Raw genomic sequence first — 19,576 nt, forward strand, 5'->3', positions numbered from 1 at the left:
CCGCGGCGGAGGCGAAGACAACCCCGCGGACATCACTCAACACTGACGCCCCCCGGCGCGGCCGGGGCGCTTCGTGTTTATGGGATCGATCTGGATCTAGCCGATTTTCGGCGGGGAAGGCGGACGCTCCTCGCGCTCATCGGTGCGGTCCGCCTTGTCGACCGGTACGTCAGCGGGCAGGCGCTCCGCCGCGCGCTCGACGTCTTCGCTGATCAGTTCCTCGGGAAGCGCTTCTTCGTCGGGCGGCTCATGGCGCTCATGGTCGACCTGCTTCAGTTCGGCGTCGATATCCTCGGCCGGCTCGGTCAGGTCAGGGTCGAGCGTGCTGGGCACATTGCCGCCAGTCGCCTCCCGGGAACTGCGCGCATCGCTGCGCTTGCGTTCCTCCTTGCGCGGGCGGGCGGGGGCGCTGGGCGCGCTGCCGGGTTGCGGGCGTGACGCCGCGGACGCCCGCTTGTCGGCGCGTCCTCCGGTTCGTACGGTCTTGCTCATCCTGCTCTCCGGTTGCTTTCAGATTTCAGATGTTCAGGTGTTCTCGACCGGCGGCTCCTTGGCTTCGGGATTGCCACCGCGACGCACTGATGGCGGCTCGCCGTTTTCGTCGGGAACGTCGTGCTCGCGTTCCACGCTGCGGCGGCGCTCGCGGCCGGGCTTGCCGCGCTCATGGTCGACATCGGGCCCCTTGTGGGTGGTCCGCTTCAGGTCCTGCTGGTTGTCGTGCTCGTGCTGACGGTGCGTATGCATTGTCGCTGGCCTCCTCAAAAGTGGTCGGTGCGGGCTTTCATTTCATCGGATACCGCGGTGACGCCGCGCACGCCGCGAGCCATGTCCATCACCCGCGCGCGTTGCGCGTCGTCGCGCACCGTGCCCTCGAGCCGCACCACGCCGTCGGTCGTGCTGACGCGGATATTGGCCGGGTCGATGGCCCGGCTCGACGCCAGGCGCGCCCGGACTTCCGTGGTGATGTCACGGTCAGTGCTGGCCTGGGTGTCGCGCGGCTCGGCCGTCCGGCCAGGCGATGATGGCGCCGCGACCGGATCGGTTGGCGCGGCATGGATAGCGCTGCCGGCGAACAGCAGCGCGGCTGCCACGGCTGGCGTGGTCAAGGCGAGCTTGGCGCGCAGGCATGTGTTCATGGCGAGTCCTCCGGATGACGGCCAGCCGTGCTCCAGGCGATATGCAGCGACAGCCGCGGCCACGGCCGCATGGCCCGGAGCCTGGCCGGCCCTGCCTGTATCTCTGCAAGCTTCATTCCTGCGCCAGCAACATATGCAGGCGCTGGGCCGGGCGGCGCGAACGCTGCAGCGCTGCAGTACTTTTTACCGTGGCTGAAGAAACTGCATGGGAGGCGGTCACGGCGGGAAGGTGGTGGCGCCGCCGCGTGGCGGCTACGTGTGTGGCGCGGCAATTGCGTCCAGCCACGTCTATAGTGAAGAACGATGCCGGCCTTGGAACGCTCGCGGGGTGACGTCCAGGCAGCCGGCCCGGGGGAAAAAGCGGCTCACCGAGTGGGAGGAAGCTATGCATCTGGCCGCCGTCCTGTCTTCCCTGGTTCTCGCCTCGTCCGTGGCGGTGTCGTCGACTCCCGTCGAACGGCAACTGCTCGCCATGACGCCTTCGGCCTTCTCGCAGCGCTTCAATACCGTCGCCCACGACACTGGCTCGGGGCTGACGCTTCCTTCCTTCAAGGTCAAGCCGGGTTGGCACCGGGCCGCGCCAAGCACCGGTGTCTCGGTGCTGGTGCGCGCGAGCCAGTCCGGCTATGCGCTCGACGAGGTCGTGGTGGTCTGCCAGGAAGTGGAGCGCTGCTTCCTGACCATCTGCACGGCGGCCCTGGCGATCGACAACTCGATCGATCCGCGCTTGCTGCAACGCTTCATCGTCGCACGCATTTCCACCGAGCTCGGCGAGGTCGGCCTGGTGATGTCGGGCCTGGCGTACATCGTCGTCACGCCGAAGGAAGACGACTACGTGGCACTGGTGATCCGGCCGTATCTGCCACAGCAGCAGGGTGCGTCGGCCACGGAGGCGCGGGCGGATCCACCGCCGCTGACGCCCCTCGCTCGCCAGCGCACCGCTGGCATCGCGCGCTCCTTGTGACAGGCAGCGCTAAGCCTGCAGCAGCAGAGCGACAGGCAGCCCGGCAAGCACTTCGCGCAGCGGCAACGTGCCGTCCTTCCCGGCGGTGAAAGTTCGCGCTGTCAGGGCATCCACCCAGCTTGCAGATTCCTGCTTGCCCACGTCGAGCGTGGTGTGGCCCCAGCGGGCCGGCGGGACGCGGGGCAGGTCATTGCCGATGACCGCGGCGCCAAGGCGTGACACCACGGTCAATGCTTCGAGGCTGCCTAGCCTGCGCGCAAAGGCGAGTACATGGTCCGCCAGCGGACCATGCGCCAGGCGCGGCTGGTAGTCGCCCTGCAGGAACAGCGCTGGCTGCGCACGGCGTGCAGCCAGCACGTGCCGCAACAGCTGCTGTTTCACACGCCCGTCCCGCCAGTGCGGCAGCCATGCGTCCCATCCCGGGCCGCCGTGGTCCAGTTGCGCCTGCAGGCGGCCATAGTCGGGCGGCCGGCGGTTGTCCGGATCGACCAGGCTCAGGTCCCAGTCTTCGCAACCCTGGTAGCGGTCTGGCACGCCCGGCGCCGTGAGCTGGATCAAGGCCTGCGCAAGGCTGTTCATGGCGCCGGCCGCGGCAGCGCGTGCCGCGAACCGGCCGATTGACACCAGCGGGCCGCCATGCGGCCAGTCCGCGGCTAGCCCGTGGAGGAAGGCGTCGCAAGCGTCTTCGTAGCCGGGGTCCGGTTGGGTCCAGTTGCCATGCAGCTTGGCTTCGCGAATGGCTTTGCGCTGCCACTGCCCGATGCGCTGCAGGAAAGCCGCCATCGCCTCAGGGCGCGCCAGGGCATCGGCCTGCATGGGCCAGGCGCCGACCAGCGTCTGGTACAGCATCAGCCGGTCGGCGGGGTCCGGAGCGTGAGGCAGCGACGCCAGCAGCCGCGCGCCATCGGCCTCGCAGCCGTGCACGACTGCGGCCCACTCTTGCGGCAGCTCGCTCAACACGGCCAGGCGCATGCGCGCGTCTTCGCCACGCTTGTGATCATGGGTCGCGGTTGCCAGCATCGCATGCGGAAACGTCCGGCGCCGCACGGCCATGGCGGCATGGAAGTCTGCCGGCGAGAGGGCCAGCACAGATGGATGGCTGCCGACCTCGTTGCGCGACAGCAGCGGCCCGTAGCGGTAGAACGCCGTGTCTTCGCCGGCCTTGGCGGCCAGCGCCGGCATCAGTTGCTGCACACGGCGCCGCGCCTGCGCCGGCGCGCTCGCGCCTGGCTCCGCAGTGTGCAGGCAGGCCAGGATGAAGTCGAGCGCCGCTGCCTGTTCCGGTGCGAGGGCGGCCCGGGCGCTACGGGCTGCCGCGTCGAGCATGGCCTGTTCGGCATGGAGGGCGGCAGCGTCACGGCACGAAGGTGCGCCGTCGAGGTACGTCCGATAGACGGGGATGAGTTCCAGCAGCCCGGCCAATGCCTGCCGCAGCGCCGGCCGGGTCAGGTCACGCGTGGAGGGTTCGCCAGCCGCGCAAGCGCGCAGACGCGCGCAGGCGCCTTCGAGCTCCGCGACCAGGTGATGCTGCAGGATCTGGCGGCGCGCATCGGCGAAGGCGGCCGGATAGCTTGTGGGCCGGCCGCCGGCCCGTTGCCACAAAGCCGCAAGCGGGACGGCGCCGGCCTCGGTGTGCAGCACGCCGCTGACCTGATCCATGAAGTCATAGCCGGTGGTGCCGTCGACTTCCCAGTCGGCGGGCAGGATCTCGCCCGGGGCCAGGATTTTCTCCACCACCAGCCATGGGCGCGCGCGGGCGGGCGCGGAGGGCCGACGGGCCGCATGCGCATCCAGGCATGCACGCAGCTGGCGGCAATAGGCCGCGGGATCGGCGAGTCCGTCGACGTGGTCGACCCGTACGCCATCGATCAGGCCTTCGCGCAGCAAGCGGAAGACCAATGCATGCGTAGCGGCGAAAACGGCCTCGTCTTCCTGCCGGATGCCGACCAGGTCGCTGATCTCGAAAAAACGCCGCCGGTTGAGCGCCGTTGCCGCCGTGCGCCACCAGGCCAGGCGGTAGTGCTGGCGCTCCAGCAAGGCATGCAGGCGGTCGCGGCCGGCATCGTGCGTGGCATCGAACCAGTCCGGACGGTTCGCGGCATTGTTGAGGGCGTCGTCGGGGGCCAACGGAAAATCGTGCTCGAAGTAGCGCAGCGTTGGCGTATCGCTCCCGCGAGACGGGATCACGCGCAGCTCGCCGCGCGAGAGCGTTTCCCAGTATGGCTGCCCCAGCACGGGCACCAGTACCTTGCCATGAAGCGTCAGATCGGGCGGCTGCCAGTCGATATCGAAGCAGTCGGCGTGTGGACTGTCCTGCCCGTGCGCCAGCACGTCGCGCCACCACGCGTTGTGCGTCGCGTCGGCGGCCATGTGGTTGGGCACGATGTCGAGGATCAGCCCGAGACCGGCAGCCCGCGCGCGATGGGCCAGCGCGCGCAGCGCGGTCTCGCCGCCAAGCTCGGCGCGCACACGCGTGAAATCGGTCACGTCATAGCCGTGCGAGGAGCCAGGCCGCGCCTGGCACACCGGCGAAAGATAGAGATGGCTGACGCCGAGCGCCGCGTAGTAGCCGACCACGCCCGCCGCGTCCGCGAGCGTGAAGCCAGGGTGCAGTTGCAGGCGCGCTGTGGCGCGCGGCGCTAACGGCGCACCTGGCGCGCCTGGCTCCGCAGTCCGGTCAGCGGACGCTGACGTCGACGCCATGGCCTGGCTTGCCGTGGCCGGACAGCACGGCGACGCAGCTCAGCGCGGGCAGCGATCCGCTGGCCAGCGCATCGGCGTGGCCGGCTGCGGTTTCGTGAAGCATGGCATAGCCGGGCGCCGGCGGCTGGCAGGTCACGGCCTGCCGGCCCAGGTTCAGCCAGATCGACAGGCATGCGCCGTCGCCCAGGCGCCAGCGTGCGCGCAGCGCGGCGTGTCCCAGCACGTCGACGCCCGCGCTGCGGGCGCGCGGCAGCCGGTGCATGAGCCATTCCTGGCGGATCGCAAGCAGCCGGCGGTAGTAGCGGGACCAGTCGTTCTCGATGTCCATCGGCGGTCGCGAGGCTTCGAACGTTGCCGGGTCGTTGGGATCGGGGATCGCCTGCGCCCGCGCCTCGTCGCCGAACGCCGCCACGCTGGCGAACTCCCGCCTGCGCCCCTGGCGCACGGCCTCGGCCAGTGCCGGCGGATGGCTGGTGAAGTAGTAGAACGGCGTCTGCGCCCCGCCTTCCTCGCCCATGAACACCAGTGGCACCTGCGGGCAGAGCAGCTGCAGCGCCACCGCGGCGCTCAGCGCATCGGCGTCGGCCAGCGTGGCCAGCCGCTCGCCGAAGGCGCGGTTGCCGATCTGGTCGTGGTTCTGCAGGAACGAGACAAAGGCCGCGGGCGGCAGGTGGCCGCTGGGCTGGCCGCGCCGGACCGGCGCGCGCGAATCGCCGGCGGCCGAGCGGAACGGCGACACTTCGCCCTGGTAGGCGAAGCCTTCGGCCAGTACGCGGGCCAGGTGCCGCAGCGGCGAAGACAGGCTCGGCGCGCGGCCGCTGCCGGGCTCCGCCGCGTAGTCGCGATAGTAGCCATCGTGCTCGCCGGTCAGCAGCACATGCAGTGCATGGTGCGCGTCATCATTCCACTGGGCATCGAACCCGGCCGAAAGGCGCGACGCGTCGTTGTGGTCATTCTCCAGCACCAGATGGACATGGCGACCGGCCACGCCCGGCGACGCGCGCAGGTCTGACGGCAGCGTCGTCAGCCAGCCTTCGTCGTCGATGGCATGCACGGCGTCCAGGCGCAGGCCGTCAAAGCGGAATTCTTCCAGCCAGTAGCGCGCGTTCTCGGTAAAGAAGCGGCGCACTTCCGGACGTCGGAAATCGATCGCGGGTCCCCACGGCGTCGTCCGGTCGTCCCGGAAGAAGGCGCTCGCATAGTGGTGCAGGTAGTTGCCTTCAGGTCCGAAGTGGTTATAGACCACGTCGAGCAGCACCATCATGCCAAGGCTGTGCGCATGATCCACCAGCGCGCGCAGCTGGTCCGGCGTGCCATAGCCGGATTCGGGCGCAAACGGCAGCACGCCGTCATAGCCCCAGTTGCGTGCACCGGGAAACTCGGCGATCGGCATCAGTTCCACGGCGGTGAACCCGAGTGCCGATAGCCGCTGCAGTTGCTGCATGGCGCCCGTGTAGCCGCCGCACAGGCCCACGTGAAGCTCGTAAATCACGGCCTCGTGCCACGGCCGCCCGCGCCAGTCCGGGCAGGTCCATGGATAGGTGTCGGCCTTGGGCTGGCACGCGACACTGGGGCCATGCACGTCGCCGGGCTGCCATCGCGAAGCCGGATCGGGAAAAGCGGTGCCGTCATCGAGCCGGAACCAGTAGCGGGTGCCATTGCCGCACGGCACGACGGCGCTGAACCAGCCGTCACCGCCCGGCGTCATGTGCACCGGCCCCATGCCCGCGATCTCCAGCCGCACCGACTCGCCACGCTGGGCAGCGTCCGGCGCCCACAGCCGGAAGCCGATGCGCCCCTCGGGCAGCCATACCGGGCCAAACGCATAGCCGTGCGGATCGTCGTTGGCCGCGGGCACCTGCGGCGCGCCAGCCGAAAAGCTGTCCAGCGGCGACAGCCGGGGCGTTGCCGAGGTGGCACCGGTTCCGAAGAAAAACGAATGCGGGTTCAAGATCAGCTCCAGACAGTGGTGGCCGGAAGGGCGCGGACAGTTTGTGGCAGGCGGCAGGCGCCGGGCATCGTTTCGGCGTTGCGAAGTCCATGCCAGGCCACGGGCCGCGGCACGCCGCGCCGCGGTCTTGCCGTTGCATGGTCGGGAGGCGTATCTGCGCGCGGCCTTGTAGAACATGCATGGCGCTAACGGTCCTTGTCCGCGGCATGCACGCGGCTGTCCGTATGCGGCCGCGTGCCGCTGGCGCGGTGCAGCAAGTGGACCGGCACGGGCCTGACCTTCCAGATCCGTTCGCAGTACTCGCGGATGGCACGGTCCGACGAAAAGTGCCCCGAGCGCGCACACGACAGCACCGACATGCGCTGCCAGCGCTGCGGCTGCAAATAGGTTTCGCAGACGCGCTGCTGGCAGGCGATATAGGCGTCGAAATCCGCCAGCAGCAGGTAAGGGTCATGCCGCGGATTCCCGTCGAACAGGGGACGGAAGACCGCGGGATCGCCATGCGAGAAGAAGCCTTGCTCGATCAGGTCGATCACCGCGCGCAGTTCAGGGTTGTGGTGGTAGTAAAGCGCCGGATCGTAGCCCGCAGCGCGCAGGGCGTAGACCTCGGGGGCGGTCAGCCCGAAGCCGAAGAAATTGTCGGCGCCGACGGCATTGCACAACTCGATATTGGCGCCGTCCATGGTGCCGATGGTCAGCGCACCGTTCATGGCGAGCTTCATGTTGCCGGTGCCCGACGCTTCCTTGCCGGCCAGCGAAATCTGCTCCGACAGGTCCGCGGCCGGGTAGATGCGTTGACCGTAGGTGACGTTGAAGTTGGGCAGGAACACCACCTTGAGCCGGTCACGCACCTGCGGGTCGCGGTTGACGACGTCGGCTACGCTGGTGATGAAGCGGATCATCAGCTTGGCGTACTGGTAGCCCGGCGCCGCCTTGCCGGCGAACAGGAACGTGCGTGGCGCCAGGTCGAGGTTCGGTGCGGATTTGATCCTGTGATAGAGCGCGATGATGTGCAGCACGGCCAGGTGCTGGCGCTTGTACTCGTGGATGCGCTTGACCATGACGTCGAACATCGACGACGGATCGATGACCACGCCCGTGCTGTCGCGCACCAGTTCCGCGAGAGTCATCTTGTTGGCGTGCCGCACGGCCTGCCATTGCTCGCGGAACCCGGCGTCGTCGGCGAAGGGCTCCAGCACGCGCAGCCGCTCCAGGTCGGTGACCCAGCCCTCGCCGATGGCATCGGTCACCAGCCGCGACAGGCGCGGGTTCGACAATGCCAGCCAGCGACGCGGCGTGACACCGTTGGTGATGCTGGTGAATTTCTCCGGCCACATGTCGTGGAAGTCCCTGAGCACGTCTTCGCGCATCAGGCGCGAGTGCAGTTCCGCCACGCCATTGATGGCGTGGCTGCCGACGCATGCCAGGTGCGCCATGCGCACATGCCGCTCGCCGTGCTCGTTGATCAGCGACAGGCGCGCCAGGCGCGAGTCGTCGCCATAAAAGCGGATGCGGACCGCCTCCAGGAAGCGCGTGTTGATCTCGAAGATGATTTCGAGATGGCGCGGCAGCACGCGGCCGAACAATGGCAGCGGCCATTGCTCCAGTGCTTCGGGCAACAGCGTGTGGTTCGTATACGCGAAGGCGCGTCGCGTGACGTCCCAGGCCTCTTCCCATGGCAGGTCATGCTCGTCCACGAGCAGGCGCATCAGCTCGGCAATGCCGACCGCCGGGTGCGTGTCGTTGAGCTGTACCGCGAACTTATCGTGGAAGCGCGACACCGGCATGCGGTCGGCCGCCAACAGGCGCAGCATGTCCTGAAGCGAGCACGCGACGAAGAAGTACTGCTGTTCCAGCCGCAGTTCCTTGCCCTGTTCGGTCTCGTCGTTCGGATAAAGCACCTTGGTCAGGTTTTCCGAGGTGATTTTCTTGCTGACCGCGCCAAGGTAGTCGCCGCGATTGAAGGTCGGGAAGTCGAACGCCTCGGTGGCATCGGCGCGCCACAGCCGCAGCGTGTTCACGGTATTGACGCGGTACCCCAGGATCGGCGAATCGAACGGCACGCCCACCACCGTCTTGGCCGGCACCCAGCGTACGCGATAGTGCCCGCGGTCGTCGGTGTAGTGCTCGGTATGGCCTCCCAGGCGCACCTGCACCGCCCATTCCGAGCGCTGGATCTCCCACGGGTTGCCATGGCGCAGCCAGCTATCGGTCTTCTCGACCTGCATGCCGTCGATGATGGCTTGCTGGAAGATGCCGTATTCGTAGCGGATACCGTAGCCCAGCGCCGGGATCTCCAGCGTGGCCATCGAATCCATGAAGCAGGCGGCCAGCCGCCCCAGGCCGCCGTTGCCGAGGCCGGGCTCGATTTCCTGCGCGAGGATCTGCTCCAGGTTCAGCCCGAGCGCCTGCATCGCGGCCTCCACCTCGCTGTAGATGCCCAGGTTGATCAGGTTGTTGCCGAGGTGCGGGCCCATCAGGAACTCGGCGGACAGGTAGGCGACGGTGCGCGACGGCTGGTCAAGGTAGGCCTCGGCGGTACTGATCCAGCGCTGCACGAGCCGGTCGCGCACCGTATGCGCGAGCGCCTGGTAGAGGTCGTTCTGGCTGGCATGCTCCGGCGGCTTGCCCTGGGTATGGAACACATGGTCCAGGAAGGCGCGGCGGATCGTGGCACTCGACAGGGCGGTGCGGGTATCGTCGGCATGTTCGGACCGGCTGGCTTCCGTCATGGGGCGACCTCCGTATCAAGGCGGCTCAGCGCGCGCGCGCCGCGCCGGGCAGCCGGCCCTGGCGCACCGCGCGTGCCCGTGCACGCAGGGCCGGCGTCTCGAAAAGGCGCCGCACATCGGCATCGAGCCTGCGCTGCCAGTTGGGATGGCCGGCCGTGGTGCCGGGCAGGTTGGCTTGTTCGGCTACGCCAAGGAGATCCTCCAATGGCAACAGGCGTAGCGGCGTGCGGGTGCGGCCAAGCCAGGCCAGCACGGTATCAAGCGGCGGATGTTCCGGGCCGGGCATGTCCGCGCCGGCAAGCCCAGCGTCGCGCAGCGCTTGCCACAGTGCGGTGCGCTCGCGCACACGCGCGTCACGCACGCCCTGGGGCGTTTCGTCCGCCGCGAGCAAGCCAAGACGTTCGCGCCATGCCAGGTCTCGCCCTTGCCACCAGCCCGCGACCGTCGGCAGGTCGTGGGTCGAGGTCGTCGCGACCGCATGCCTGGGCCAGTCCTCGGCGCGCAGGAACGGCGGCGTATCCGTCGACGCCACTTCGGCCGGTGCATCGGGTTCGGTGCCGTCTGCTTCCCTCACTGCCGGTTCGGCACGAGCAAACCACAGTACGTCGATGCCAAGCACGCCGCGCGCGGCCAGCGCGCTGTCCAGGTGCGCCGGCACCGTGCCCAGGTTCTCGCCGATGATGATGGCGCGGTGCCGCCATGATTCCAGCGCCACCAGCCGCAACAGGATCTGCAGCGGAAATTCGAGATACGCCCCCTGGCGCGCCGACGCGCCCGCCGGCACCAGCCACATGCGCGCCAGGCCCAGCACATGATCGATGCGCAAGCCGCCGGCATGGGCCAGGTTGGCGCGCAGCATCTCGATGAAGGCGCCATAGCCGTGCCGGTGCAGGCTTTGCGGCGAAAACACCGTGACGCCCCAGTCCTGTCCGTGCGGATTGTAGACATCGGGTGGCGCGCCGGCGTGGAAGCCGTCCAGGAAGTCCTGCTGGCGCGACCATGCCTGGCTGCCGCCGGGGTCCGCCCCCACGGCCAGGTCGGCAATCACGCCGATCGCCATGCCTGCATCGCGCGCGGCCTGCTGCGCGCGCGCGCGTCCGTCGTGGGCCAGCCATTGCAGGAACGCGTGGTAGTCGATTTCCTGCGGGTGGGCCATCGCGAATGCGGTCACGGCCGCACCAGCGGGGGAGCGCAGCGTCACCGGCCAGCAGCGCCAGTCCGCAGCGCCGTTGGCATTCATGCCGTTGGCCGCTTCGGCCAGGCGTGCGGCCTGAATCGCTTCATAGCACGCGTGCGCATGCAGCGCGGTGCCGCCGCGCGCGCGGAACGCCGCACATGCGTCCAGCGCCGAAGGCGGTAGCAACTGCTCGCGGTGTTCCCACAACCAGCGCAGCACGGACAGGCGCAGCCGCGACAGGTGCGGCCAGTCGATCTCGCTGCGGGCCTCGTGCTGCGCGAAGGCCGCGCGCGCGTTCAGTGCCGCGATGGCGCTCTCGACAGCGTCCTGCCCGAAGACGGCGGCGGGGTCCGCATAGAGCGGATTGTGGAACAGCCGGCTGGACGGCGAATAAGGACTGTAGCGCTCCGGCAGCGCGGCAAAGCCCGCATGAAGCGGGTTGATCGCCACCGCGTCGGCGTGCTCGGCGGCGGCGGCCTGGCAGCACTGCGCCAGGGCCGACAGGTCGCCCATGCCAGTCGGCGCGCCGCGGCGCAGGCCATAGAGCTGCACCGCCAGGCCCCACGCGCGTTCGCCTGCCGCCAAGGTCGAGCGGCGGCCCGCTGCGCGCAGCGCATCGTCCACGCCAAAGCAGCGTTGCGGGGCCACGGCCAGCACGGTCTGCGCATCGCCAATGCGCAGACCGTGGTAGCCGCATGCGAGGACCGGCGCGAGGCACAGCGCCCCGTCCGCGGCGGGCTCCGCCGTGCCGTCGAGCTGGCCGCCGTCTTCCAGCTCGATCCGGTACGGCCGCGCTTCGGCGGCATCGCGCCAGGGCACCGCGACGGGCCGCCCCTGGTCCGCAGTGATCAGCGGGGGCAGGCCAAGGGCGGCGTCTTCGGCGTCCATCCGTGCCCCGGAGGCACGGCACTGCGCGGGCGTGTCGCAAGGCAGCGCCATGCCTTGCAGCAAGCGGCGCAGCGTCGCATCCGCGACCCGCTGCGGGTGGCCCCAGGCATCGAGCCAGTGCGGCTGCAGGCCGGCGCGCCGAGCCAGCGCGTGCAACGCCGAGGCGGTCGGCGCGGTCATGCGTTGGGCTCCTGCGCGGGACTGCGTGGCGGGACGGCCGGGCGCGCATGCCGCTGCGGCTCGGTCTGGGCGGCGAGCAGGACCAGGGCGTGGGCGGGCACGGCCTGCAACGTCACGCCGGCCGCCGACCGGCCGGCTTCGGGCAGTTCCGGCTGGCTGCTGTCAAAGAGCAACTGCCAGTCCAGCGCGGGCTCGGGCAGGCGGAACACCGCATCCGTGTCGCTGGCATTGAGCAGCAACAGCGTCACCTGCACCGGCCCTCCCTGGCCGTTGCGCACGGAGCGCCGGGCCGGCTCCGGGCGTTCCGCCCGGCGCAGCGCGAGCGTGCGGATTTCAGGGTCGGCCCAGGCGTCGGGGCTTGGCGGCTGCCCCTCCGTGTCGAACCACGCAATATCGCCGATGCCCGGCATCGGCTCATGGTTGCCGTGCGCGAAGCGGTGGGCGCCGATGGCGTACAGCCGGCGCCGCAGCGACAGCAGGCGGCGCACCATCTCCTGCAGGGTCTGGCCTTCGGGCGTCTGCGCCTGCTTCCAGTCCAGCCAGGACAGCGCATTGTCCTGGCAGTACGCATTGTTGTTGCCATCCTGGCTGCGGCCCCATTCGTCGCCGGCGGTCAGCATCGGCGTGCCCTGGGCCAGCAACAGCGTGGCCATCATGGCCCGGGCCACGCGCGCGCGCAGTTCGAGGATAGCGGGATCGTCCGTGGGGCCTTCGACGGTGCCGTCCGGGCTCCAGTTGGCGCTGTGGTTGTTGTCGGTGCCGTCGCGGTTGTCTTCGCCGTTGGCTTCGTTGTGTTTCCCGTTGTAGCTGACCAGGTCGGCCAGCGTGAAGCCGTCATGCGCGGTGATGAAGTTGATGCTCGACCACGGCCGCCGGTAGCGGCGGTCGAACAGGTCGGCCGAGCCGGCCAGCCGCGCCGCCAGTTCGCCGCGCTGGCCGGCGTCGCCGCGCCAGAAGCGGCGCACGGTGTCGCGGAACTTGTCGTTCCACTCGGCGAAGCCGGGCGGCTGGTTGCCGAGCTGGTACCCGCCCGGGCCGAGGTCCCACGGCTCGGAGATCAGCTTGACGCGGCTGAGCACCGGGTCCTGCAGCACCGCACCGAAGAACGTGGCGCCCGGGTCGAAGCCGTTCTGCTCGCGGCCCAGCGTGGTGCCCAGGTCGAAGCGGAAGCCGTCGACGTGGTAGCACTCGACCCAGTAGCGCAGCGAATCCAGCACCATCTGCAGCACGCGCGGATGGGGCAGGTTGAGCATGTTGCCGCAGCCGGTGTCGTTGAGATAGTGACGTTCGTCGCCGGGCACGAGGTGGTAGTAGCTGGCGTTGTCCAGCCCGCGCCACGACACCGTCGGGCCGAACTCATTGCCTTCGCAGGTGTGGTTGTAGACGACGTCGAGGATGACTTCGATGCCGGCCGCGTGCAGCCGCCGCACCGCGACCTTGAGTTCGTGGAGCTGGCTCGTGGCCAGGTAGGACGGCTCCGGCGCGAAGTACGCCAGCGTGTTGTAGCCCCAGTAGTTGCGCAGGCCGCGCTCCAGCAGGAAGCGGTCCTGCAGGATGGCGTGCACCGGCAGCAACTCCACGGCGGTGACGCCCAGGCTCAGCAGGTGGTCCAGGAAACGAGGATCGCACAGCGCGGCGAAGGTGCCGCGCTGGTGCGGCAGGACATCTTCGCGCAGCATCGACACGCCACGCAGATGCGCCTCGTAGATGACCGTGTCGCGCCACGGCACGTCGGGCGGCCGGTCGTTGCCCCAGTGGAAGCTCTCGTCGACCACCACGGCCTTGGGCATCGTGGGGGCGCTGTCGCGGCGGTCGGGCGTCAGGTCGCCGCGCGCGCTGTGCAGGCGGTAGCCGAACAATGCGTCGGACCACCGCACCGGTCCGCTGAGCTGGCGCGCGTAAGGATCGAGCAGCAGCTTGTGCGCGTTGAAGCGGTGGCCGCGCACGGGGTCATACGGCCCGAAGGCACGGTATCCGTACAGCGTGCCCAGCGCGGCGTTGGGCAGGTAGCCGTGCCAGACCTCGTCGGTGCATTCGGGCAGCGGCATGCGCGACAGTTCCTTGCGCCCGTTGCCGGAGAACAGGCACAGGTCGATGCGCGAGGCATTGGCCGAGAACACGGCAAAGTTCACCCCGAGGCCGTCCCAGTGGGCGCCGAGCGGGTAAGGCTTGCCGGCCAGCAGGCGGTCCGCGGGCTGGATCGCCATGGTCATGCCTGCGCGCCGGCATGCTGGAGCACCAGCATGCCCAGCGGCGGCAGGGTGAGCGAGAGGGAGGCCTCCTGCCCATGCGCCGGCACGGGTTCAGCCAGGAGCGCGCCTTCATTGCCGACATTGCTGCCGCCATAGCAGGCCGCATCGGTATTCAGGCGTTCGTGCCAGCAGCCGGTAAAGGGCACGCCGATGCGGTAGCCGTAGCGCGGCACCGGCGTCATGTTGGCCACGGCCAGTACCACGTCGCCGCTGCCGGGCGCCGGGCGGCGCAGCCAGGCGAACACGCTGTTCTGGTGATCGTCGCCGACCACCCACTGGAATCCCGTGGGCGAATGGTCGAGTTCGTGCAGCGCGGGCAGTTCGCGGTACAGGGCATTGAGGTCGCGCACCAGCGTGTGGACGCCGCGGTGCATCGGCTGCTCGAGCAGCGCCCAGTCGAGTTCCGCGTCGTGGTTCCACTCCTGCCACTGCGCCAGCTCGCCGCCCATGAACAGTAGCTTCTTGCCAGGGTGCGCCCACATGAACCCGTAGTACGCTCGCAGGCCGGCAAAGCGCTGCCAGTTGTCGCCAGGCGCCTTGCCGATCATCGAGCCCTTGCCGTGCACGACCTCGTCGTGCGACAGCGGCAGCACGAAGGCCTCGGACCACGCGTAGACCGTCCCGAACGTCATGTCCTGGTGGTGCCAGGCGCGATGGATCGGGTCCAGCGACAGGTAGCGCAGCGTATCGTGCATCCAGCCCATGTTCCACTTGAAGTCGAAGCCGAGTCCGCCGCTGGCGGTGCTGGCCGTGACGCCGGGCCACGCGGTCGACTCCTCGGCGATGGTCAGCGCGCCAGGGCAGCGCTCATGCACGACCGTGTTGAGTTCGCGCAGGAACGCCACGGCTTCCAGGTTTTCGCGGCCGCCGAAGCGGTTGGGCACCCACTGGCCGGCCGCACGGCTGTAGTCGCGATAGAGCATGGATGCCACCGCATCCACGCGCAGCCCGTCGATGTGGAAGTGCTCGAGCCAGTGCAGCGCGCCGGCCAGCAGGAAACCGCGCACTTCGTTGCGGCCCAGGTTGTAGATCAGCGTGTTCCAGTCCTGGTGGAAGCCCTCGCGCGGGTCCTGGTGTTCGTAGAGCGCGGTGCCGTCGAAATGCGCGAGCCCGTGCGGATCGGTCGGGAAATGCGCCGGCACCCAGTCCAGGATGATGCCGATGCCGCTTCTGTGGCAACGGTCGACGAACGCCGCGAACGCCTGCGGCGGCCCGAGGCGCGCCGTGGGCGCGTAGAGCGACAGCGGCTGGTAGCCCCATGAGCCGCCGAACGGGTGCTCGGTCACCGGCAACAGCTCGATGTGCGTGAAGCCGAGTTCGCAGACATAGGGAATCAGCCGCTCGGCCAGGATGTCCCAGCCGTGCGCGGGATCATTGGCCGCTCGCAGCCAGGACCCGGCATGGACTTCATAGATCGACAGCGGCGCCGCGTACGGCTCGACGGCATTGCGCAGGCGCATCCAGTCATCGTCCTGCCAGGGGAAGGGCGGGGCGGACACCGCGGGCTCGGCCACCACCGACGCAGTGGCCGGGGGCGGCTCGGTGGCCAGCGCGAGCGGGTCCGCCTTGTCGGGCAGTTCGGCGCCGTGCGGGTCGAGCAGGTCGAACTTGTAGTGGCAGCCGGGCTTCGCGCCCATGGCCGCCGGGATGAACAGCTCCCAGACGCCGCTCGGTTGGCGCAGGCGCATCGGGTGACGGGCAGGGTGCCAGCCGTTGAAGTCGCCGATCACCGATACGCGCCGCGCATTGGGCGCCCACACGGCAAAGCGCACGCCCTCGACGCCGTCGATCCGGCGCCACTGCGCCCCCAGGCAGGAACCCAGCTCGAAGTGCCGCCCCTCGGCGATCAGGTGCAGGTCGAGTTCGCCGAGCAGCAGGCCGAAGGCATAGGGGTCGCGGCTGAGCTGGGTCTGGCCGTCGGGCCAGCGCAGCCGCAACTGGTAATCCGGGTTGCCGGCGGCAATGCGTCCGCTGAACACGCCGCCATCGTGCAGGGCCGTCATCTCCGCCAGCAGCGTGCCCTGCGCATCGGTCAGCGTCACGGCTTGCGCGCCCGGCACGCAGGCGCGCACCACCAGCGTATTGTTGTCCTGGTGCGGCCCCAACACGGCGAACGGGTCGCCGTGGCGGCCCGCCAGCAGCGCATTCAGCGCGTCATCGGGGAGGGTATCGGACCGGCGTTCGGCGGCCTGGATGTCGACGCGGCTCATTGGACCTCCAGGTTCCCGGCCAGCAGCTTGCGCACCATGCGCGCAAGCCCGCTGGCGGGCAGGTCGATCCACGCCACGCGGTTGGCGGCTTCATATTCGACTTCGTAGGCGGCGCGCTCCAGCAGGAACAGGTCGAGCATCGGCTGGAGTTGCTCCGCTTGCACCCAGGGCGCACCGGAGGCCTCCATGTGCTGGCTGTAGCAGGCCAGGAACGCGTCGCTGGCGGTCGAGCGGAATTGCTCCAGCAGACCGCCGCGCCGCTCGGCCAGCGCCGGAGGCAGTTCGGCATGGGTGCGCTCCTGCCGATCGGTGCCGACCGTGGCCGCGGCGTAATCGATCGAACGCAGCAATCCGGCCACGTCGCGCAGCGGCGAAGTCTTGCGGCGCCGCCAGTCGAGCGGCAGCCCGGGCTCGCCCTCGAAGTCGACAAGGTAGGTGTCGTTCTGCGCGATCAGCACCTGGCCCAGGTGGAAGTCGCCATGGATGCGGGTCTGCAAGCTTCCGGGCGCGGCGGCCGCAAGCCGCGCCACCAGTTCGGGCAGGGCTTTGCGGGCCTTCATCAGCGTGTCGACATCGACCTCGAAACGCTTGCTGGCGGCTTTCGGGTCGTCGTGCGGACGCTTTTCGAGCAGCGCGAGCGCGCGCGACAGGGCCGCCATCGCCTGTTCGGCCCATTGCGCCGTTTCCGCCTCGGTGGCGGCTTGCGGCGCGAAGGCCGGGTCGTCCGTGGGCCGCGCCAGCACGGCATGCAGCTCGGCCAGCCGGCGCCCGAGCGTGCCGGCCATGGCGACGTAGCCGTTCATGGCCTCGGTGAACTCGTCCTGGCTTTCGTCGGCGGGGAGCGCGTCGTCGATGACGCGGCTCAGGTAGTCCAGCGTCCAGTCCCAGCCATTGCCCTGGTTGAGGATATAGCCCTGCACCAGCATCAGCGTGTGCGCAATGCCGTCACTGCCGGTGCGCGACACTTCGCCGAGCAGCGGCGCCGAATGCGGATAGCCCTGCGCCGTCAGGTAGCGCGTCATCTCGACTTCCGGGTGCATGCCACCCGACAGGCGCCGCACCAGCTTGAGCACGGCGGTGCTGTCGTAGGACAGCGAGCTGTTGGACTGCTCGGCCGACATCCACTGGATCTCTTCCTGTTCTGGCTGGAGCGCCGACAAGCCCGGCTCCGCACGGAAGCGGATGGTTTCCTGCGGGCCGTGCAGCTCGACGCCGGCGCGCAAGGCCTGGATCACCTCGCGCGCGAACGGCTCCAGCACGAAGCCATCGGTGGCCAGGCCGATGCGGCTGCCCTGGCGCACGCGGGCCATCGACAGCCCATGTGCAAGCTGGGACACGCCATCGGCGCTCTCGCGGTCCCACAGCAGCCCCACCGGAAGCTGGTAGCGCTCGGTGCGCCCGCCGGATAGCCGGACCTCGACTTCGCCAAGATAGATCTCTTCGCCCGCGGCGCCCCGCGCAAACGGCACCAGGTACGCCAGCGAGGCGCTGTGGATGCTCTCGTCCTTGGCACCGAACCAGCGCCGGCGGCGGATATAGGGCGGCAGCACTTCCGCGTTCAGGATCTGGCGCGATGCCTCGGTCAGTTCGAGCCGCCCCTTGTTCTGCAGGACCAGCGTGATCTGGTCAGGCAATTGTTCAGGCGCGCTCACGTGCCACGCGGGCGGATGCGCCTCGTCGCTGAGCACGAACCAGTAGAAGCCATACGGCGGCAGCGTGAGCAGGTAGGTGAGCGTGCCAATGGCCGGGAACGGCGTGGCCCCCATCATCTCCACGGGCACGCGGCCATTGAAGCTGGCCAGGTCGAGTTCGACGGCCTGCGGCGCGCGCGACAGGTTGGCCACGCACAGGATGTGCTCGTCCTCGTACTCGCGCAGGTAGGCCAGGATCTTGCGGTTGCCGGGGAACAGGAAGCGCAGCGTGCCGCGGCCGAAGGCGCGGTGCTTGCGCCGCAGCGCCAGCATGCGGCGCATCCAGTTGAGCAGCGAATGCGGATCGCGCGCCTGCGCTTCGACATTGACCGCCTCATAGCCATAGAGCGGCCCCTGCAGCGGCGGCAGCACCAGCCGTTCGGGGTCGGCGTGCGAGAAGCCGCCATTGCGGTCCGGCGACCACTGCATCGGCGTGCGCACCCCGTCGCGGTCGCCCAGGTGGATGTTGTCGCCCATGCCGATCTCGTCGCCGTAGTAGATCACCGGCGTGCCGGGCATGGAAAACAGCAGGCTGTTCATCAGCTCGATGCGGCGACGGTCGCGTTCCATCAGCGGGGCCAGCCTGCGCCGGATGCCAAGGTTGATGCGCGCGCGCCGGTCGGAGGCGTAGACCTCCCAGAGATAGTCGCGCTCGCTGCTGGTCACCATCTCCAGCGTCAGCTCGTCGTGGTTGCGCAGGAAGATGGCCCACTGGCAGTCGGTGGGCAGCTCCGGCGTCTGGCGCATGATGTCGGTGATCGGGAACCGGTCCTCGCGCGCGATCGCCATGTACATGCGCGGCATCAGCGGGAAGTGGAAGGCCATGTGGCATTCGTCGCCGCGATCGCCCGTGCCGGAATCCGCGTTCGTGCGGCCGAAATATTGCTGGGCGTCCTCGGGCCACATATTGGCCTCGGCCAGCAATATGCGGCCGTGGTAATGCGAATCCAGGTGGGCGCGCACATGGCGGATGACCGCGTGGGTCTCGGGCAGGTTCTCGTTGCTGGTTCCCTCGCGCTCCACCAGATAGGGCACGGCGTCCAGGCGCAGCCCGTCCACGCCGATGTCCAGCCAGAAGCGCATGACCGACAGCACTTCGTTCATCACCTGCGGGTTGTCGAAGTTCAGGTCCGGCTGGTGCGAATAGAAGCGGTGCCAGAAGTACGCGCCCGCCACGGCGTCCCAGCTCCAGTTGGACTTTTCCGTGTCGCAAAAGATGATGCGCGTGCCGGCGTAGGCCTGGTCGTTGTCGGCCCAGACGTAGTAGCGGCGCGCGGCGGAGCCTGGCTTGGCCTTGCGCGCGCGCTGGAACCACGGATGCTGGTCCGAGGTGTGGTTGATGACCAGTTCAGTGATCACGCGGATGCCGCGCGCATGGGCCGCCGCCACGAAGCGGCGCGCTTCGGCCAGCGTGCCGTAGTCGGGATGCACGCTGCGGTAGTCGGCGATATCGTAGCCGTCGTCGCGGCGCGGCGACGGGTAGAACGGCAGCAGCCAGATGGTGTCGACGCCAAGGTCGACCAGGTAGTCCAGCTTGGCCAGGAGGCCGGCGAAATCACCGACGCCATCGCCATTCGCATCGTAGAAGGACTTGATGTGGAGCTGGTAGATGACGGCGTCCTTGTACCAGAGCGGATCGGCATTGAGCAGCAGGGCGTTGGCGGGTTCGGTCAGGCGTTTCATCCGTGTCTC

General features: G+C 69.1%; 11 protein-coding genes. 1 reads left to right on the forward strand and 10 read right to left on the reverse strand.

Going from position 1 to position 19,576, the window contains the following annotated elements; genetic code table 11:
- Positions 1–96 precede the first annotated feature (96 nt).
- The 3 genes from AC3FKG_RS18565 to AC3FKG_RS18575 are packed head-to-tail and all read right to left on the reverse strand — an operon-like array spanning position 97 to position 1,136.
- Entirely contained in the window at positions 97–492 is a 396-nt protein-coding gene (locus AC3FKG_RS18565) for a hypothetical protein (protein WP_483714256.1), read from the reverse strand.
- A gap of 33 nt (positions 493–525) precedes the next feature.
- Complete coding sequence (locus tag AC3FKG_RS18570; protein ID WP_483714257.1) at positions 526–744, reverse strand: hypothetical protein; 219 nt, start codon at positions 742–744, stop codon at positions 526–528.
- Between the two features lie 14 nt (positions 745–758).
- A complete protein-coding gene (locus AC3FKG_RS18575; RefSeq protein ID WP_483714258.1) occupies positions 759–1,136 on the reverse strand; it encodes a BON domain-containing protein in 378 nt (125 codons plus the stop codon).
- Positions 1,137–1,521: 385 nt separating this feature from the next.
- Between AC3FKG_RS18575 and AC3FKG_RS18580 the strand changes: the two genes are divergently transcribed.
- Positions 1,522–2,100, forward strand: a complete 579-nt coding sequence (locus AC3FKG_RS18580) for a malto-oligosyltrehalose synthase (protein ID WP_488743817.1) — start codon at positions 1,522–1,524, stop codon at positions 2,098–2,100.
- A gap of 9 nt (positions 2,101–2,109) precedes the next feature.
- Here the strand turns inward: AC3FKG_RS18580 and treY are convergent, their stop codons facing one another.
- The 7 genes from treY to treS all read right to left on the reverse strand — a co-directional run bounded on the left by treY (position 2,110) and on the right by treS (position 19,567).
- A complete protein-coding gene (treY, locus tag AC3FKG_RS18585) occupies positions 2,110–4,803 on the reverse strand; it encodes a malto-oligosyltrehalose synthase (protein ID WP_488743818.1) in 2,694 nt (897 codons plus the stop codon).
- Positions 4,778–6,754: a malto-oligosyltrehalose trehalohydrolase gene (gene treZ / locus AC3FKG_RS18590; protein ID WP_488743819.1), complete on the reverse strand. Its 1,977-nt coding sequence runs from the start codon at positions 6,752–6,754 to the stop codon at positions 4,778–4,780. The genes treY and treZ overlap by 26 nt, the downstream gene beginning before the upstream one ends.
- A 185-nt stretch (positions 6,755–6,939) precedes the next feature.
- Positions 6,940–9,486 carry a glycogen/starch/alpha-glucan phosphorylase gene (locus AC3FKG_RS18595; protein WP_483714263.1) on the reverse strand — a complete coding sequence of 849 codons (2,547 nt, stop codon included), beginning with the start codon at positions 9,484–9,486 and terminating at the stop codon, positions 6,940–6,942.
- A gap of 25 nt (positions 9,487–9,511) precedes the next feature.
- Complete coding sequence (malQ, locus tag AC3FKG_RS18600; protein WP_483714264.1) at positions 9,512–11,731, reverse strand: 4-alpha-glucanotransferase; 2,220 nt, start codon at positions 11,729–11,731, stop codon at positions 9,512–9,514.
- Positions 11,728–13,938, reverse strand: coding sequence for a glycogen debranching protein GlgX (gene glgX, locus AC3FKG_RS18605; RefSeq protein ID WP_483714266.1), 2,211 nt, complete (start codon positions 13,936–13,938; stop codon positions 11,728–11,730). Before glgX ends, malQ begins: the two co-directional genes overlap by 4 nt.
- Before the next feature lie 2 nt (positions 13,939–13,940).
- Positions 13,941–16,193 (reverse strand): 1,4-alpha-glucan branching protein GlgB, encoded by a 2,253-nt coding sequence (gene glgB, locus AC3FKG_RS18610; protein ID WP_483714267.1) that lies wholly within the window; start codon positions 16,191–16,193, stop codon positions 13,941–13,943.
- Positions 16,190–19,567 (reverse strand): maltose alpha-D-glucosyltransferase, encoded by a 3,378-nt coding sequence (treS, locus tag AC3FKG_RS18615; RefSeq protein ID WP_488743820.1) that lies wholly within the window; start codon positions 19,565–19,567, stop codon positions 16,190–16,192. Before treS ends, glgB begins: the two co-directional genes overlap by 4 nt.
- Between the last annotated feature and the right edge of the window lie 9 nt (positions 19,568–19,576).

The sequence above is a fragment of the Cupriavidus sp. 22TCCZM04-2 genome (assembly GCF_057798895.1).

Bases quoted from the DNA above. Each gene is read 5' to 3' on its own strand.
- AC3FKG_RS18565 (WP_483714256.1), bottom strand. From the start codon at position 492: ATGAGCAAGACCGTACGAACCGGAGGACGCGCCGACAAGCGGGCGTCC.
- AC3FKG_RS18570 (WP_483714257.1), bottom strand. From the start codon at position 744: ATGCATACGCACCGTCAGCACGAGCACGACAACCAGCAGGACCTGAAG.
- AC3FKG_RS18575 (WP_483714258.1), bottom strand. From the start codon at position 1,136: ATGAACACATGCCTGCGCGCCAAGCTCGCCTTGACCACGCCAGCCGTG.
- AC3FKG_RS18580 (WP_488743817.1), top strand. From the start codon at position 1,522: ATGCATCTGGCCGCCGTCCTGTCTTCCCTGGTTCTCGCCTCGTCCGTG.
- treY (WP_488743818.1), bottom strand. From the start codon at position 4,803: ATGGCGTCGACGTCAGCGTCCGCTGACCGGACTGCGGAGCCAGGCGCG.
- AC3FKG_RS18595 (WP_483714263.1), bottom strand. From the start codon at position 9,486: ATGACGGAAGCCAGCCGGTCCGAACATGCCGACGATACCCGCACCGCC.
- malQ (WP_483714264.1), bottom strand. From the start codon at position 11,731: ATGACCGCGCCGACCGCCTCGGCGTTGCACGCGCTGGCTCGGCGCGCC.
- glgX (WP_483714266.1), bottom strand. From the start codon at position 13,938: ATGGCGATCCAGCCCGCGGACCGCCTGCTGGCCGGCAAGCCTTACCCG.
- glgB (WP_483714267.1), bottom strand. From the start codon at position 16,193: ATGAGCCGCGTCGACATCCAGGCCGCCGAACGCCGGTCCGATACCCTC.
- treS (WP_488743820.1), bottom strand. From the start codon at position 19,567: ATGAAACGCCTGACCGAACCCGCCAACGCCCTGCTGCTCAATGCCGAT.